The following is a 15,517-nucleotide window of genomic DNA, read 5'->3' on the forward strand; positions in this document are numbered from 1 at the left end:
TCAGAGGTTGTCGTGGCGCAAGCGTCGGTGGCACCTGTGGGGACTGTTCCCGATCTGCCAGGTTTCGGCTCCCGGGCCTCCGGTTAATGGGACGCTCAGACCGGGAGGACCACTGCCGAAGAAAGATCGCAGGGAGGTGACCCATGCGCGTCGGCCTCGTCTGCGCGCACGACAGCTCGTACCGGCACGCCGACGGCCCACCGGTCGGCACCCAACAGCACATCGCACGGGTCGCCGCCGAACTGGCCGGCCGGGGCCACGACGTCCGGCTGTACGAGCGCCTGGACGACGCCGGGCAGCCGGCGACGCTGGACGCGGACGGCTACCGGGTGCAGCGGGTACCCGCTGGCCCGTCCAGCCCGCTCTCGACCGCCGAGCTGATCCCGCACGTGACGGAGTTCGGCCGGTACCTGGCCGACGACTGGGCCGGCGCCTGGCGGCCCGAGGTGGTGCACGGGCACTACTGGATCGGCGGGTTGGCCGCCGCGCACGCGGTCCGGGAGACCGACCTCCCGGTCGTACAGACCTTCCACTCGCTCGGCGTCGAGCAGCTGCGCCACCTGGGCCGCCAGTACGACGGGCCGGGCGAGCGGATTCCGCTGGAGCGCGCGCTGACCCGGGCGGTGGACATCGCGGTCGCGCAGTGCAACGACGAGGTGGACGAGCTGACCCGGATGGGCCTGCAACGCAGCTCGGTGGCCATGGTGCCGGCGGGGGTGGACATCGAGCAGTTCCACCCCGACGGTGAGGCGGCCCCGCGCGAGCAGCGTGCCCGGATCCTCTCGGTGGGAGGGCTCTCGCCGGGCAACGGTCAGGAGGACCTGATCCGGGCGATGCGGCTGGTCGGTGACGCCGAGCTGGTGATCGCCGGTGGGCCGCCGGCCGAGCAGCTCGCCAACCACGCCGAGGCGCGTCGGCTGCGCGAACTGGCCGAGCAGACCGGGGTGGCCGACCAGGTACGGCTCGTCGGCGCGGTGCCGCACGACCAGATGGCCACCTGGTACCGGTCGGCGGACGTGGTCGCCTGCACGCCGCACTACTCGTCGGCCGGGCGGGTCTCGCTCGAGGCGATGGCCTGCGGTGTGCCGGTGGTGGGCTACGCGATGGGCGGGCTGGCGGACGCCGTCGTCGACGAGGTCACCGGCCGGCTGGTGCCGCCCGGTGACGTACGGACGCTCGGGGTCTCCCTGCGCCGCCTGCTCGCCGACAACGCCGGCCGGTTCGCGTACGGGCACGCTGCCGTGGACCGGGTCCGCAGCAGCTACACCTGGGAACGGACCGGGGGTGCGCTGGAGCGCCTCTACGAGCGGGTGGTGAGCCGGCGCAAGCCGGTCGAGGCCTGAGGGTCGCGCGCCGGTCAGCCGGGGCGGCCGGCGCCGACCATGGCGCGGTCGCCCCGGTGCGCCAGCGCGTGGTGGTGCTGCGGCTCGGCGTACCGGGTCAGCCCGATCACCGAGGCCAGGGTGATCAGGAAGCCGACGCCGGCCAGCCACTCCCGTCCGGGCCAGATCTTGTCGTTGAGCAGCAGCAGGCCGACGATCGCCGCCGGTACCGCACCGGCCGCGTCCATCGCGGCGACCGCGGCGGTCGTCGAGCCGCGCTGCATGGCCAGGCCGAGCAGCAGTTGGCCGACCACCGAGTGGGCGAGCAGCAGGTAGAACAGCGGATTGGTGAGGAACGCCTCGGCGGACGGCGCGGAGGCCAGTGGCCGGGCGGCCACCGCGGCCGCGGAGAACGCCAGCCCGGCCAGCGAGCCGAGGGCCACCGAACCGGGTGCCCCGTGCAGCCGGACGGCGAAGACACCGAGCACCGCGATGACGCCGAGCGCCGCCAGCAGCGCAACCGATCCGGCGGTGCCGAGCTGCCGGGACGGCGCCGGCCGGGCGGCCAGCACCAACGCGCTGATGCCGGCGAAGAGCAGGGCCAGCAGCGCCACCTCGGCCACCGGTAAGCGCCACTTCAGCACCACCACGCCGAGGATGGCGGTCACCCCGAGCCCGGCGGCCACGCTGGCCTGGACCAGGAACAGCGGCAGGTCCCGGCGGGCCAGGAAGGCGAGCACGAAGCCGCCGATCTGGCAGGTGAGCCCGACCAGGTACGTCCGGTGCCCGGCGAGCCGCAGCAGCAGGCCCGGGTCGAAGGTGTGGTGCACGGTGGTGCGGGCCGCGGCCACCGACTGGAGCAGGTTGGCGAAGCCGTACGCGACGATCATCGTCGCCAGGAAGCACCAACCGGAGGAGACCACCTGGCGAGGATAGAGGTAACCGGGGGTCAGCGCTCGGCTGGTCGATCCAGCCGGGCGAGGATGTCGGCGTGTAGTGCACCGTTGGTGGCCACCGCGCTGCTGTCGGTGCCCGGGTCGCCGGCCGGGGCCGGTCGACCGTACAGATCCGTGATCGTGCCACCCGCCTCGGTGACGATCGGGACCAGCGCCGCCACATCCCAGAGCGACAGCTCCGGCTCGACCATCACGTCCAGTGCGCCCTCGGCCAACAGCATGTAACCGTAGAAATCGCCGTAGGCCCGGCTGCGCCAGCTGTCCCGCATCAGGTCGAGCATCGCGTCGAGCCGTCCGGCGCGCTCCCACCCGGTCAGCGACGAGTAGCAGAAGCTGGCGTCGGCGAGTCGCCGCACCGCGGAGACCCCGATCCGCTCACCGGCGGCGGGGTTCGGCCCGGCGTACGCGCCCGCGCCGAGGCTCGCCCACCAGCGCCGGCCGAGCGCCGGGGCGGACACCACCCCGACGACCGGCCGGCCGGCGTCCAGCAGTGCGATCAGGGTGGCCCAGACCGGTACGCCGCGGACGAAGTTCTTGGTGCCGTCGATCGGGTCGACGATCCACCGCCGGCCGTCCGGGTCGCTGGCCGGCTGCGCGCCGTACTCCTCGCCGAGCAGCCCGTCGGCCGGTCGGTGCTCGGCCAACAGCGCCCGGATCTCCCGCTCCACGGCGGTGTCCGCGTCGGAGACCGGAGTCAGGTCGGGCTTCGCCTCCACCCGCAGGTCGAGCGCGCGGAACCGGGCCGTGGCGATGGCGTCGGCCCGGTCGGCGAGCAGGTGGGCGAGGGCGAGGTCGGCGGCGTACCCGGTCATGCCGGCAACCTAGCCGACGCCCGGCGGCTCACTCGTCGGGGCCGCGTCGGTCGCCCTCGCCGGGCCCGCGCTGGTCGCTCTCACCGCGCGCGTCGCCGTCGCCGGCCCGGGAGGCGAGCAATCGGCGGTACGAGGCCAGCCGGCGGGGATCGGCCTTGCCGGCGGCGACCCAGGCGTCCAGCCCGCACTGCGGCTCGTCGGCGGTGTGCTGGCAGTTGGCCGGGCAGTCCACGGTCCCCTCGACCAGGTCGGGGAAGCCGTGCAGCAGGCTGTCGGCGGAGACGTGCGCCAGCCCGAAGCTGCGGATGCCCGGCGTGTCGATGATCCAGCCCGGGTCGGTGTCGACGCCGGCTATCGGTGGCAGCCGCAGCGCCACCGCGCTGGTCGAGGTGTGCCGCCCCCGGCCGATCGCACTGACCACGCCGACGGCCCGAGCCGCCTCCGGGACCAGGCGGTTGACGAGCGTCGACTTGCCCACCCCGGAGTGCCCGACCAGCACCGACACCCGCCCGCCGAGCAGGGTGCGCAGCGCGTCCAGGTCGGAGTCGGGGCGGTTCAGCACGTACGGCAGCTCCAGCTCGGTGTAGTAGCCGAGCACCTCCTGCGGGCCGGCGAGGTCGGCCTTGGTGAGGCAGAGCAGCGGCTCGACGTCCGCGTCGTACGCGGCCACCAGGCAGCGGTCGATGAACCCGGTGCGCGGCGGCGGGTCGGCCAGCGCGCTCACGATCACCAACTGGTCGGCGTTGGCCACCACCACCCGCTCCAGCCGGCCCTCGGCGGTGGTCTCGTCGTCGTCGGCGGTGCGGCGCAGCACCGAGCGGCGCTCGGCGATCCGGACGATGCGGGCGAGTGCGCCCTGGGCGCCCGAAGTGTCCCCGACAAGGCTGACCCGGTCGCCCACCACCACCGACTTGCGCCCCAGCTCACGGGCCCGCATCGCGGTGACCGTGGGCAGCTCCGCGCCGGCCACACCGTGCTCGGCCCCGGCCAGTACGCAGGTGTAGCGCCCCCGGTCGACGGCGATCACGAAGCCGTCCACCGCGTCGGCGTGTTGGGGTCGGGTGCGGGTACGCGGACGAGAGGACTTCCCGGGTCGGACCCGTACGTCGTCCTCGTCGTACTCCCGCCGTTTGGTCGCCAGGACCCGCCCCCTGTCGCGTCAGCTCTTGCCGGTCACCATCGCTGACCATAGTGCCGGGAACTCGGGCATGGTCTTGGAGGTACACCCGACGTCGTCCACCTCGATGCCCGGCACGGCCAGCCCGGCCACCGCCGCGGCGTGCGCCATCCGGTGATCCTGGTAGGTGCGGAACACCCCACCGCGCAGCGGGCGCGGCCGGATCTCCAGCCCGTCCGGCGCCTCGGTGACGTCCGCGCCGAGCGCGGTGAACTCCCGCGCCAGTGCGGTCAGCCGGTCGGTCTCGTGGCCGCGGATGTGCCCGATGCCGGTGAACGTCGACGGCGAGTCGGCCAGCATGGCCAGTGCGGTCAGCGCCGGGGTCAGCTCGCTGACGTCGGAGAGATCGGCGCTCAGGCCGTGCACCGCGCCGGTACCCCGGACGGTCAGCCCGGTGGTGGAGAGGGTGACCTCGCCGCCCATCCGGTGCAGCAGCGAGCGGAGTTGCTCGACCGGCTGCGCGCTGCTGCGCGGCCAGCCCTGAAGGGTGACCTCACCGCCGGTGACCAGGGCAGCGGCGAAGAACGGCACCGCGCCGGAGAGGTCCGGCTCGATCTCCCAGCCGCGCCCGGTGAGCGGGCCGGGCTCGACCGCCCACACGTCCGGCGTGGTGTCGTCGACGGCCGCCCCGGCGGCCCGCAGCATCTGCACCGTCATCCGCAGGTGCGGCGCGGAGGGCACCGGCGGGCCGACGTGCCGGACCACGACGCCCCGGTCGAACCGCGGCGCGGCCAGCAGCAGGCCGGAGACCAACTGGCTGGAGGCGGAGGCGTCGATCACCACCTCGCCGCCGGTGACCCCACCGGCGCCGAGCACGGTCAGCGGCAGGCTGCCCGCGCCCGCGACGTCGATCCGGACGCCCAACGAGCGCAGCGCGCCGATCAGCGGGCCGAGCGGCCGGGTGCGGGCGTGCGGGTCACCGTCGAAGGTGATCCGGCCGTCGGCCAGCCCGGCCACCGGCGGCACGAACCGCATCACCGTGCCGGCCAGGCCCACGTCCACGTGGGCGGGGCCGACCAGCGGATGCGGCCGGACCAGCCACCGATCGTCGTCGCTGATCGACACGTGCGCGCCCATCGCCCGCAGGCCGGCGGCCATCAGCTCGGTGTCCCGGGCGCGCAGCGGCCCGGCCAGTGTCGACGGGCCGGCGGCCAGCGCGCTGAGCACCAACGCCCGTGCGGTCATCGACTTCGACCCGGGCAGGCGCAGCGTCGCCGCCACCGGGTCGGACGCGGTCGGTGCGGTCCACGGCTGTGGCGGCCGGGTCGCTGTCAGGTTCCCCACAGTTACATTCTGCCGTGTTGACGGGTGGGCGGCGGCAGCCGGCCGTCGTACTCCCGGTTGGCGGGACAGCCGAGGGGGCCCTGGACGCGTTAGCGTGTGCGCCATGTGCGGCAGGTACGCGACGACCCGGAGTTCCGGTGAGCTGAGCGCGCTGTTCGAGTCGTCCGACGACACCGACGGCGGCGTCGGCCCGGATCACAACGTCGCGCCGACCGACCGCGTGCCACTGGTCCGGGTCACCCCCGAGGGGCACCGCACCCTCTGCGTCGGCCGCTGGGGCTTCCTGCCGCACTGGTCCCGGTCGGCCGCGGGTGCGGCCCGCATGATCAACGCGCGGTCCGAGACGGTGGCCACCAGCCGGGCGTACGCCGGGGCGTTCGCGCGTCGCCGCTGCCTGGTGCCGGCCGACGGCTGGTACGAGTGGGTCCGCCGGCCCGACGGTGGGCGACAGGCGTACTACATGACCCCCGCCGACGGCTCGGTGCTCGCCCTGGCCGGCATCTGGTCGGTCTGGGAGTCCGACGCCGAGGCCCGCCTCACCTTCAGCGTGCTGACCACCGCGGCGCTCGGCGAGTTGGCCGAGGTGCACGATCGGATGCCGGTGCTGCTGCCGCCCGATCGCTGGTCCTCGTGGCTGGCGCCGAGTGACGAGCCGGACCTGCTCACCCCGCCGGAGGTGGACCTGCTGACCGGTCTGGAGATCCGTCCCGTCGGTCCGGCGGTGGGCGACGTCCGCAACGACGGGCCGCAGCTGATCGCCCGGGTGTCGGTGGCACCGGCGGTGACACCCCAGGAGCTGACCCTGTTCTGAGGGCCAGCCGCATTGTCGTGCGCCGATTTGCCGGGGTTGCGCGCGATTCGTCTCCTGGCCGTTCAGCCATGTTCTCGGTAGCCCCTTGTCCCGGCGCACAGAAGTGCGATAGAACACAGCGCCGGTAGTGGGTGTCGATTCGCACGGGGCGGACGACATCCACCGATCTTGCCGGTCCCACGGGGGAGGTGGGTGGATGACACGGGCGCGTATGCCCCGTCCGCACGAGGTGGCTGCGGCGCGGCGAGACCCGCGACTGCTGCGGGCCGTCCGGGAACGACGGCACGACGATGCGTGGCGCACCAGGGGGACATGCCAGAGCGTTGATCCGGAGACGTTCTTTCCGGCACCGAACGAGCCGGCGGATGCCGCCGTCGCGCTGTGCCGCAGCTGTGACGTGCAGGGGTCCTGCCTCGCCTGGGCACTGGAGGTCGGTGACTGCCACGGCGTGTGGGGAGCCACCACGCCCCGCGAACGGCGGGCGATGTTGGTGGCCTGGCGCGACGAGGTCGAGCCGGATCCGGACGCCATCGACGAGGCCGGCCCGCCGGTCCGGGACCGTCTGCTCACCCTTGTTCCGCTGAGCTGACCGGTCGGCCCGGTCCGTCCCGGTCGCCGGTCGGGACGGCGCAGAATGGGTCGGTGCTGTCCAGCGACGACATCGAGACCCCACGCGGTCCGGCCCGGGTCGACACCGACCTGCCGGCCCGGCCGGCCGCCGCCCTGCTGGTGCTCGGGCACGGCGCGGGCGGCAGCGTGGACGCACCCGACCTGCTCGCGGTGCGCGACGCGGCGGTCGCGGCCGGTCTGGCGGTGGTCCGGGTCACCCAGCCCTACCGGGTCGCGGGCCGGCGTGCGCCGGCCCCCGCCGGGCATCTCGACGAGGCCTGGATCGCGGTGCTCGGCACGCTGCGTGACCGGCACCCCGGCATCTCGACGCTGCTGGTCGGCGGTCGTTCCAGCGGTGCGCGGGTGGCCTGCCGGACGGCCGGTGCGGTGGGCGCGGTGGGCGTCGTCGCGCTGGCCTTCCCGCTGCACCCGCCCGGGCGGCCGGAACGCTCACGGGCTGCCGAACTGCTCACCGGGCTGCCGACACTCGTGGTCAACGGCGACCGGGACCCGTTCGGGGTGCCGGAGCCGGGGCCGTCCGTGCAGGTGGTGACCCGACCAGGGGAGACGCACGATCTGCGGCGCGATCCGGCCGGTACCGGTGCCGTGGTAGGCGGTTGGCTGCGCGCCCAGGGCCTCACGACCGGTTGATCCGGCCGACCCGGTGAGCGCGTCGAACCGTGTCCGTGGCCGGGCGCGGGTCGTTGCATCCGATGGTGCCGCTGGCCCGATCGGACGGGCGGAACCATCCTCCCAGGCCCTTCCTGGTCCCAGCGCCGGCCGTCGCCGGGGCCGGGGCCAGGAACGGGAGGGCCGGCCGGAATGCCCCACCCGTCGTCATGCGTTACAGCCCTCGGACGACTTTTCTGCGAGGGGGGTGACCGGTGCCGACCGAGACACGGAGCCTGGAACGGGACGAACGGGACGCCCGGCAGCTGAAGCAGCTGCTGGATGGCCCGGACTGGCCCGCGACAGCGGGACCGGGCGGGGCGGGTGCGGTGAGCACGAGCACACCCGCCGGAAGTGAATCTGTGGGCAGGTCCGTGCGCGTATCCTCGGCGGGAAAGCATCCGACGCGAGGGGATGTGCGGTTGACCACCGAGAAGACGGACGAGCGCAGGGCCCGTTTCGAGCGGGACGCGATGCCATTCGTCGATCAGCTCTACGCTGCCGGGCTGCGGATGACACGCAACCCGGCGGATGCCGAGGACCTGGTCCAGGAGACCTACCTGAAGGCGTACGCCGCCTTCCACCAGTTCGAGCAGGGCACGAACCTGAAGGCCTGGCTCTACCGGATCCTGACCAACACCTATATCAACTCCTACCGCAAGCGGCAGCGCCAGCCGATCCAGGCGCCCACCGAGGAGATCACCGACTGGCAGCTCGCCGAGGCCGAGTCGCACACCTCCAGCGGGTTGCGCTCCGCCGAGACCGAGGCGTTGGACCGGCTGCCGGACAGCGACGTCAAGGAGGCCCTCCAGCAGTTGCCGGAGGAGTTCCGCCTGGCCGTCTATCTCACCGACGTCGAGGGCTTCTCCTACAAGGAGGTCGCCGACATCATGGGCACGCCGATCGGCACCGTGATGTCGCGGTTGCACCGCGGTCGTCGTAATCTGCGCAAGCTGCTCGAGCAGTACGCCGGGGAGCGGGGCTTCAGCGCGGCCCGTTCCGCGAAGGGCTCCACCGCCACTGCCGGCCGGGAGGTGTGACGTGAGCTGCGGAGAGCCGCACGAGACCGACTGCCGCGAGGTGCTCGCGGAGGTCTACCTCTACCTCGATCTGGAGTGCGCCGACGAGCGACGCTCGCTGATCCGGCACCACCTCGACGAGTGCGGGCCGTGCCTGCGCGAGTACGGCCTCGAGCAGGAGGTGCGTGCGCTGGTGGCGCGTTGCTGCGGCAACGAGACCGCGCCGGACGAGCTGCGCGAGCGGCTGCGGGTCAAGCTCACCGAGCTGGTGGTCTTCGAGTCCAGCGAATCGCGCGAGCTGGCCGACTGAGCGCCGGCGTCCCTGACGAACGAAAGCCGGTGGCCCGGGTCGATCATGACCCGGGCCACCGGCGTTTGCGGCGCGGCCCGTTCAGGAGTTGGGACGCTTGCCGTGGTTCGCTGCGCTCTTCTTCCGGGCCTTCTTCTTCCGGGACTTCTTCGCCATGCTGACCTCCTCGTAGTGGTCGGATCCGTCCTGCGTGCGACCTCGGCGCCGGTGCACCCACCGGCCGCCCGACGCGGGGTCCGACCCGTGAATGCTAGTGCGGCGGGCACCCGCCGCTTTCCCCCGGGGCGGCCGAGCAACCCGGGAGGCGCCGCTCCACGCCCACGGCCGGCCGCCGCGTGATTGGATACGTCGGCAGGTAGACCGTCAAAAGGGAGGGCCGTGGACATGTCCGAGGAGATCCGCGCCGAGATGGTGGCGAACGTCTGGAAGGTCGTCGCGTCGACCGGTGACACCGTGTCCGAGGGCGACACTCTGGTGATCCTCGAGTCGATGAAGATGGAGATCCCGGTCGTCGCCGAGTCCGAGGGCGTGGTCACCCAGCTCGCGGTCAACGAGGGTGACGTCGTGCAGGACGGTGACCTGATCGCGATCATCGGTTGAGCGGCCTGCTGGTACGCCGCGCCGAGTCGGCCGACTTCCCGGCGGTGGCCCGGCTGACCGTGGCCGCGTACGAGGCGGACGGTCAGCTCAAGGGCGAGCACGGGTACGGCGCGGTGCTGGCCGACGTGGGGACCCGGGCCGCCAGTGGCGAGGTGCTGGTCGCGGTGGACGAGGAGACCGGTGCGGTGCTCGGCTCGGTGACGTTCGTGCTGCCGGGCAGCGCGTACGCCGAGCTGTCCGGGCCGGGCGAGGCGGAATTCCGGATGCTGGCGGTCGACCCGGCCGGCCAGGGGCGGGGCGTCGGTGCGGCGCTGGCCCGGGCGTGTCTCACGCGCGCCGCCGAGCTGGGCTGCGCGGCGATGGTGATCTGCGTACGGGCCGGGATGGCCGTCTCGGCCCATCGGCTCTACGAGCGGCTCGGGTTCGTGCGGACGCCGGAGAAGGACTGGTCGCCCGCACCGGGCGTGCAGCTGCTCGGCCTGCGGCGGGAGCTGGCCGCGGGCTGAACGGTCAGCCCTTGGTGCTGCCCGACGCGGCCCCGGCCGGGGTCTCGTCGGGCTCGCGGCCGACGGCGGCGAGCAACTCGTCGGCCACCTCCAGGGCGATCCGGCGGCGTTCCTCGTCGGTGATGTCCGGTGTCTGTACCGCGAACCAGCTGCTGTGCACCGCGAACAGCGACAGCGCGGCGCGCAGCTGGGCGGCGGGGGAGTCGTCGCCGCGGCAGAGCGCGTTGGCCAGGCGCATCATCCGGCCCCGCATCTGCTGGCCGGAGGTGAGGCTCTTGAGCACGGTCTGGTTCTGCTCGAAGAAGCGCATCACCGAGGGCCAGCCGCCGCCGAACATCGTGTCGGCGTACCGGGAGATCAGCTCTCGCCGGGTGGCCAGGGTCGCCGGCTGCGAGTCGGCCCAGGTGACGAGCGCGTCCATCCGCTCCAGCCGGTCCTCGATGAAGCTGGCGACGATGTCGTCCTTGCTCTTGAAGTGGTAGTAGAGCGCCGCCTTGGTGACATTGAGTCGCTCGGCGATCTCACGCAGCGAGGTCTTCTCGTACCCCTGCTCGGTGAAGAGCTCCAGTGCGACGGCCTTGATGCGCTCGCGCGTGCCGCCTGTGCTCTCCCTCACCTGCACCACCCAATCAACTTGACGGTCACTTGCTACCCAACTTACCGTGCGGCTAGTAAGGTGACTAGCCGGGCGGCAAGTAAGTAACGTATTTCTCGGGGGGAGCTTACCCATGACTCAGGCAACTCAGGCCGACGTGCGACCCAACGTACGGGTCGTGCTGTTCGGTCTGATGATCGCGATGATGCTCGCGATGCTCGACAACATGATCGTCAGCACCGCGCTGCCGCGGATCGTCGGCGAGTTCGGCGGCCTGGACCACTTCACCTGGGTGGTCACCGCGTACGTCCTGGGCACCACCGTCTCCACCCCGATCTGGGGCAAGCTCGGTGACCTCTACGGCCGCAAGTCGGTCTTCCTGACCTCGGTCGGCATCTTCCTCTTCGGCTCCGCGCTCTGTGGCATGGCCGGCTCCGGCATGTTCGGCGGACCGCAGGACGGCATGGTGCAGCTCATCGCCTTCCGGGCCGTGCAGGGCCTGGGTGCCGGTGGCCTCATGGTCGGCGTGATGGCGATCATCGGTGACCTGGTCCCGCCCCGCGAGCGCGGGCGTTACCAGGGCATGATCGCCGGCATCATGGCCATCGCGATGGTGGCCGGCCCGCTGGTCGGCGGCTTCATCACCGACCACCTCTCCTGGCGCTGGGCGTTCTACGTCAACCTGCCGCTGGGCGGTGTCGCGCTGCTCGTGCTGATCACCACCATGCACCTGCCCAAGTACCGCACCGAGCACCGGATCGACTGGCTCGGCGCCGGGCTCCTCTCGGTCGGCATCACCGCGCTCGTGCTGATCACCACCTGGGGCGGCAACGAGTACGACTGGACCTCCCCGCAGATCCTCGGCCTGGCCGTGCTGGCACTGGTGGCACTGGTGGCCTTCGGCATGGTCGAACGCCGGGTCCCGGAGCCGATCCTGCCGCTGGGGCTCTTCGCCAACCGCAACTTCGCGCTGATCTCGGTGATCGGCTTCCTGCTCGGCTTCGCGATGTTCGGCGCGATGAACTTCCTGCCGCTCTACCAGCAGACCGTGCAGGGGGCGTCGGCGACCAACAGCGGTCTGCTGCTGCTGCCGCTGATGTTCGGCATGCTGGTGGTCTCGCTGGCGATCGGCCGGGCGATCACGAGGAACGGCCGGTACCGGGCGTACCCGATCATCGGTGGCGTGGTGATGACGGCCGGCATGGGGCTGCTGACCCTGCTCGACCTCGGCACCAGCAAGCTGGAGTCCTCGCTCTTCATGGTCGTGCTCGGCGTCGGCATGGGCTTCCTCATGCAGACCTCCATGCTGATCGCCCAGAACAGCGTGGAACAGAAGGACCTTGGCGCGGCCAGCGGTGCGGCCACCTTCTTCCGGTCGATCGGCGGCTCGTTCGGCATCTCGCTGTTCGGCGCGATCTTCGCCAACCGACTGGCCGACTCCGGCGCGGGTGGGGCCTTCGGCGGCAAGGGCGCGGGAATGGACCTGGAGAAGCTCAAGGAGCTGCCGGCCCAGACGCGCGAGCTGGTGCTCGGCGGGCTCGCCGACTCGATCTCGCACGTCTTCCTCTGGGCGATGCTGTTCACCGTCGCGATCCCGGTGCTCGCGTGGTTCATCAAGGAGATCCCGCTGCGCACCGCGAACGAGGCGCCGGCGCAGGCCACCCCGGAGGAGGAGGCCGAGATCGCTCTCGGCAAGGCCCCGGTCGCCTGACCCAGCTCGACCCCGCCGCGCCGTCCCCTCCGGGGGGCGGCGCGGCGTCCTGCTATCCGCCGTTCGTGCGGCGTCGGGAGGTGGTGAGGCGTTGCCAGAGGCGGCTCAGGGGGTTGCGGGGGCGCGGGAGCCGGGGGGATCGCGCGGTGCCGAGCAGCGTGGTGGCCAGGGCCGCCGTTGCCGGGGACAGGTCCGGGGTGGCCAGCGCCAGGTGGGCCAGCGAGACGGCGATCGGGACCGGTCGGGCCTGAGCCACCGCCGCCACGTCGGCCAGCCGCTCGGCCACCACCTCGGCCACGTCCGACCGCACGGCCGGGTCCACCCACGCGGCTGTGACCAGCGCGAACAGCGCCGCCTCGGTGACCCAGTCCTCCACGCCCCAGACCAGGTCCAGCAGCACCCGACGTCGGGTCGAATCCGCCCACGGCTCGTCGGTGCGGTGGTGCAGCAGGCCCAGGCAGGCCCAGACCTGCACGCCGCGTACCCAGATCGACGGGTCCTGGGCGGCCACCAGCCGGCCCAGCGCGTTGGCCGGCGCCGCCGGCGGGTGCACCAACAGCCCGAGCAGGTCGGCCACGTCGAGGCCGGCCAGGCCCACCGCCGCGTCGTAAGCCGCCGGCGGATGCGGCCAGGCCGGGTGCGCGACCTGCCTGATCCGCTCGACCGCCGCCGCCGAGGGCTTCGGCAGCGCCGGCGTCGGGTTGGTGTCCGCGTACCGCCACAACTGCCGGGCGGACGCCCGCCGAGGCTCGCGCGGGTCCGGCTCCGGTACGCCGGTGACCTCGATCCGTAGCCCGGGCGTCGCCGACGTGACGACTCGTACGGCACTCGGCGGAGCCGCCGTCTCCAGGCGTACGGCCCTGCCGAGTCCGTTGTCGTCGTCGGCGACCGCCCGGCGCAGCGCGTCGAGCAGTGGGCCACCGGCCGGCGTGAGCTGCCCGAGCCAGGGCCGGCCCCGGCAGCACTGGGCCAGGTCGGCGTGTTCGTGGCTGTCGTCCGGGTGGTCCCGGACGAAGTCGGCGAGCGCCACCAGGTGGGACAGGTTGCCGTCGCGCAGATGCCGCAGGCGGTGAGCGGTGTGCACCGCGCAGTCGAACGACGGGTCCCGGGCCAGCGCCCGCTCGATCCACTCCAGTGCCTCGTCCAGCCGGCCGATGTCGGCCAGGGTGCCGGCGATGTCGGCGTAGATGGCCAGATCGTCGGGGTCCCGCGCGACGGCCCGGGCGAGCGCCGCGAGGGCGTCCCGGGTCCGGCCGGCGCTGCGGTACGCGTACCCGAGCCAGACCTCGCCCATCTTCGACGGCTGCGCCCGTACGCCGCGGGTGGCCCAGCGGATCGCGAGCGTGACCTCGCCGACCCGCCTGGCCAGCGCGGACGCCGCGCCCAGCAGCAGGCCGTTCTCGGGGTGCACGGTGACCGCGTTGCGGGCCAGCGCGACGTACGGCGTCAGCGCACCCCGGCCGGCGCGCGGTACCGGGTCGGGCAGCGCGGCGCACACCTGCATGAGGACCCGGGCGATGTGCTCCGGGTCCAGGCGCTCGGTCAGTTCGGGTGCGGTCACCCACGGCACGGCGGCCCAGTCCGTGCCGGGTGCGTAGCCGGTGGCCGCGGCCAGCAGCTCCAACCCCTCGGCGGGGCGGCCGGCGGCGGCCAGCAGGTGGGCACGGGCGACGACCGCGCCGACGAAGGTGTGGTGGTTGATCGGAAAGAGGTCGAGCCCGCCCCCGCCGGCGGTGGCCAACCGGGCCAGCGTCTCGTGCACCTCGGGCAGGGTGGGTGCCCGGGCCAGCGCGCCGGCGAGATGGCCGGCGGCGTGGTGCAGGTCGCCCTCGTCGAGCGCGAGCCGAGCCAGGGCCAGCTCCTCGGTCGCGGAGAGCGCGGGGTCGTCCCTTCCCTCGGGCACGTGGTCCTCTCGTCGCAGCTACCGGGTACGGGCTGTCTGAAGCTTAGTTGATATTGAATGACGGTGGTGATCTACTGCGCACTTATGCTCGTTCGATTGCTCGGGCCGATCGAAAAGTGCAAGACTGAGCAGGAAACGCGCGGCAATCGCGCACTGGGGGGGAGTTCTCGTGACACGTGCAGGGGCCGGAATGGCCGCCGACATCGAGGAGCAGCCGGCCGGTTACGCCCGGCTGCTCTCCAGCGCCAACGCCGGGGAGATCGCCCGGGTGGCGGCGGTCGTCGCCGAGCGCCGGCCGCGGCACGTGGTCTTCACCGCTCGGGGCACCTCCGACCACGCGGCCCTCTACGGGGCCTACCTGGCCGAGATCCGCCTCGGCCTGCCCGCCGGGCTCGCCTCGCCGAGCGCGGTCACCCTGTTCGGCGCCCGACCCGACCTGTCCGACGCGTTGGTCGTCGGGGTCAGCCAGAGTGGCGGTTCGCCCGACCTGGCCGAGGTGCTGCGCGCCGCCCGCGCCACCGGCGCGCTCACCCTCGCGGTGACCAACGCCCCCGACTCCCCGCTGGTCGACGTGGCCGAGCTGAGCATCGACATCGCCGCCGGCCACGAGCGTGCGGTCGCCGCCACCAAGACGTACACCGCCGAGCTGCTCGCCCTGCTGATGCTGGTGGAGGGAATCCGGGCCGGCGACGGCGTGCTCCCGGCAGCCGAGCGGGAGGCGCTCGCCGCGCTGCCCGAGCTGGCCACCCGCACCCTGGCCGACGACACCCCGGCCCAACTCGCGCCGCGCTATCGGTTCGCCCGCCAACTGGTCACCACCGGTCGTGGGTACGCCTACCCGACCGCCCGCGAGGCCGCGCTGAAACTGATGGAGACCTCGTACCTGCCGGCGCTCGCCTTCTCCGGCGCCGACCTGCTGCACGGTCCGCTCGCGATGACCGACCCGGAGGTGCCCGTGCTGGCCGTGGTCGGCTCCGGTCCGGGCGGCCGGTCGATGGGGGAGGTGCTGCCCCGCCTCGGTGAACGCCGCGCCGACGTGGTGGTGGTCGGCTCCGCCGACGTACCGGGCGCCACCCGGCTCGCCGTCCCCGAGGTCGACGAGCGGTACGCCCCGCTGCTGGACATCCTGCCGTTGCAGAGGCTGGCGCTGGCGTTGGCGCTCACCCGGGGTGAGGACCCGGACGCGCCGCGCGGGCTGAAGAAGGTCACCGCGACGATGTGAGGTGCGGCGTG

Annotated in this window: 17 protein-coding genes; 10 read left to right on the forward strand and 7 right to left on the reverse strand. The window is 73.1% G+C overall.

The window, feature by feature from the left end:
• Positions 1–143 precede the first annotated feature (143 nt).
• Positions 144–1,343, forward strand: coding sequence for a glycosyltransferase (locus ACFQGL_RS02415; protein WP_377504530.1), 1,200 nt, complete (start codon positions 144–146; stop codon positions 1,341–1,343).
• A gap of 14 nt (positions 1,344–1,357) precedes the next feature.
• Here the strand turns inward: ACFQGL_RS02415 and ACFQGL_RS02420 are convergent, their stop codons facing one another.
• From ACFQGL_RS02420 to aroA, 4 genes are all read right to left on the reverse strand, one after another.
• Complete coding sequence (locus ACFQGL_RS02420; protein WP_377504702.1) at positions 1,358–2,212, reverse strand: hypothetical protein; 855 nt, start codon at positions 2,210–2,212, stop codon at positions 1,358–1,360.
• 59 nt (positions 2,213–2,271) lie between these two features.
• Entirely contained in the window at positions 2,272–3,090 is an 819-nt protein-coding gene (gene hisN, locus ACFQGL_RS02425) for a histidinol-phosphatase (protein WP_377504533.1), read from the reverse strand.
• Between the two features lie 28 nt (positions 3,091–3,118).
• Positions 3,119–4,129 (reverse strand): ribosome small subunit-dependent GTPase A, encoded by a 1,011-nt coding sequence (gene rsgA, locus ACFQGL_RS02430; protein WP_377504536.1) that lies wholly within the window; start codon positions 4,127–4,129, stop codon positions 3,119–3,121.
• A gap of 120 nt (positions 4,130–4,249) precedes the next feature.
• Positions 4,250–5,551 carry a 3-phosphoshikimate 1-carboxyvinyltransferase gene (aroA, locus tag ACFQGL_RS02435; RefSeq protein ID WP_377504539.1) on the reverse strand — a complete coding sequence of 434 codons (1,302 nt, stop codon included), beginning with the start codon at positions 5,549–5,551 and terminating at the stop codon, positions 4,250–4,252.
• Positions 5,552–5,654: 103 nt separating this feature from the next.
• Between aroA and ACFQGL_RS02440 the strand changes: the two genes are divergently transcribed.
• The 5 genes from ACFQGL_RS02440 to rsrA all read left to right on the forward strand — a co-directional run bounded on the left by ACFQGL_RS02440 (position 5,655) and on the right by rsrA (position 8,969).
• The gene (locus tag ACFQGL_RS02440) at positions 5,655–6,362 is read left to right on the forward strand and encodes an SOS response-associated peptidase (protein WP_377504542.1); all 708 of its coding nucleotides are present in this window, start codon (positions 5,655–5,657) and stop codon (positions 6,360–6,362) included.
• 196 nt (positions 6,363–6,558) lie between these two features.
• The gene (locus ACFQGL_RS02445; protein WP_377504545.1) at positions 6,559–6,951 is read left to right on the forward strand and encodes a WhiB family transcriptional regulator; all 393 of its coding nucleotides are present in this window, start codon (positions 6,559–6,561) and stop codon (positions 6,949–6,951) included.
• Between the two features lie 53 nt (positions 6,952–7,004).
• Positions 7,005–7,622 (forward strand): alpha/beta hydrolase family protein, encoded by a 618-nt coding sequence (locus tag ACFQGL_RS02450; RefSeq protein WP_377504548.1) that lies wholly within the window; start codon positions 7,005–7,007, stop codon positions 7,620–7,622.
• A 233-nt stretch (positions 7,623–7,855) separates the two neighbouring features.
• Entirely contained in the window at positions 7,856–8,680 is an 825-nt protein-coding gene (locus ACFQGL_RS02455) for a sigma-70 family RNA polymerase sigma factor (protein ID WP_377504551.1), read from the forward strand.
• A 1-nt stretch (position 8,681) separates the two neighbouring features.
• Entirely contained in the window at positions 8,682–8,969 is a 288-nt protein-coding gene (gene rsrA / locus ACFQGL_RS02460) for a mycothiol system anti-sigma-R factor (protein WP_377504554.1), read from the forward strand.
• Between the two features lie 81 nt (positions 8,970–9,050).
• Here rsrA and ACFQGL_RS02465 read toward each other — a convergent pair whose 3' ends face one another.
• Positions 9,051–9,125, reverse strand: a complete 75-nt coding sequence (locus ACFQGL_RS02465) for a 50S ribosomal protein bL37 (RefSeq protein WP_369814844.1) — start codon at positions 9,123–9,125, stop codon at positions 9,051–9,053.
• A gap of 222 nt (positions 9,126–9,347) precedes the next feature.
• Between ACFQGL_RS02465 and ACFQGL_RS02470 the strand changes: the two genes are divergently transcribed.
• Entirely contained in the window at positions 9,348–9,569 is a 222-nt protein-coding gene (locus ACFQGL_RS02470; RefSeq protein ID WP_377504557.1) for a biotin/lipoyl-binding carrier protein, read from the forward strand.
• The gene (locus ACFQGL_RS02475) at positions 9,566–10,075 is read left to right on the forward strand and encodes a GNAT family N-acetyltransferase (protein ID WP_377504560.1); all 510 of its coding nucleotides are present in this window, start codon (positions 9,566–9,568) and stop codon (positions 10,073–10,075) included. The genes ACFQGL_RS02470 and ACFQGL_RS02475 overlap by 4 nt, the downstream gene beginning before the upstream one ends.
• Before the next feature lie 4 nt (positions 10,076–10,079).
• On the opposite strand, the gene ACFQGL_RS02480 is transcribed toward ACFQGL_RS02475, so the two are convergent.
• Complete coding sequence (locus ACFQGL_RS02480; RefSeq protein ID WP_377504705.1) at positions 10,080–10,697, reverse strand: TetR/AcrR family transcriptional regulator; 618 nt, start codon at positions 10,695–10,697, stop codon at positions 10,080–10,082.
• Positions 10,698–10,803: 106 nt separating this feature from the next.
• Here ACFQGL_RS02480 and ACFQGL_RS02485 point away from each other — a divergent pair, with 106 nt between their 5' ends.
• Positions 10,804–12,381, forward strand: a complete 1,578-nt coding sequence (locus ACFQGL_RS02485) for an MDR family MFS transporter (protein WP_377504563.1) — start codon at positions 10,804–10,806, stop codon at positions 12,379–12,381.
• Positions 12,382–12,433: 52 nt separating this feature from the next.
• On the opposite strand, the gene ACFQGL_RS02490 is transcribed toward ACFQGL_RS02485, so the two are convergent.
• Positions 12,434–14,284, reverse strand: coding sequence for a tetratricopeptide repeat protein (locus ACFQGL_RS02490; RefSeq protein WP_377504567.1), 1,851 nt, complete (start codon positions 14,282–14,284; stop codon positions 12,434–12,436).
• Positions 14,285–14,474: 190 nt separating this feature from the next.
• On the opposite strand from ACFQGL_RS02490, the gene ACFQGL_RS02495 reads away from it, so the two are divergent.
• Entirely contained in the window at positions 14,475–15,506 is a 1,032-nt protein-coding gene (locus tag ACFQGL_RS02495; protein WP_377504708.1) for an SIS domain-containing protein, read from the forward strand.
• Positions 15,507–15,517: the final 11 nt, after the last annotated feature.

The sequence above is a fragment of the Micromonospora vulcania genome (assembly GCF_042658605.1).
Classification (GTDB): Bacteria; Actinomycetota; Actinomycetes; order Mycobacteriales; family Micromonosporaceae; genus Micromonospora; species Micromonospora vulcania.

What these genes read in the sequence shown, in the direction of transcription:
- ACFQGL_RS02415 (WP_377504530.1), top strand. Translation starts at nt 144, where the DNA reads ATGCGCGTCGGCCTCGTCTGCGCGCACGACAGCTCGTACCGGCACGCC.
- ACFQGL_RS02420 (WP_377504702.1), bottom strand. Translation starts at nt 2,212, where the DNA reads ATGATCGTCGCGTACGGCTTCGCCAACCTGCTCCAGTCGGTGGCCGCG.
- hisN (WP_377504533.1), bottom strand. Translation starts at nt 3,090, where the DNA reads ATGACCGGGTACGCCGCCGACCTCGCCCTCGCCCACCTGCTCGCCGAC.
- ACFQGL_RS02440 (WP_377504542.1), top strand. Translation starts at nt 5,655, where the DNA reads ATGTGCGGCAGGTACGCGACGACCCGGAGTTCCGGTGAGCTGAGCGCG.
- ACFQGL_RS02445 (WP_377504545.1), top strand. Translation starts at nt 6,559, where the DNA reads ATGACACGGGCGCGTATGCCCCGTCCGCACGAGGTGGCTGCGGCGCGG.
- ACFQGL_RS02485 (WP_377504563.1), top strand. Translation starts at nt 10,804, where the DNA reads ATGACTCAGGCAACTCAGGCCGACGTGCGACCCAACGTACGGGTCGTG.
- ACFQGL_RS02495 (WP_377504708.1), top strand. Translation starts at nt 14,475, where the DNA reads ATGGCCGCCGACATCGAGGAGCAGCCGGCCGGTTACGCCCGGCTGCTC.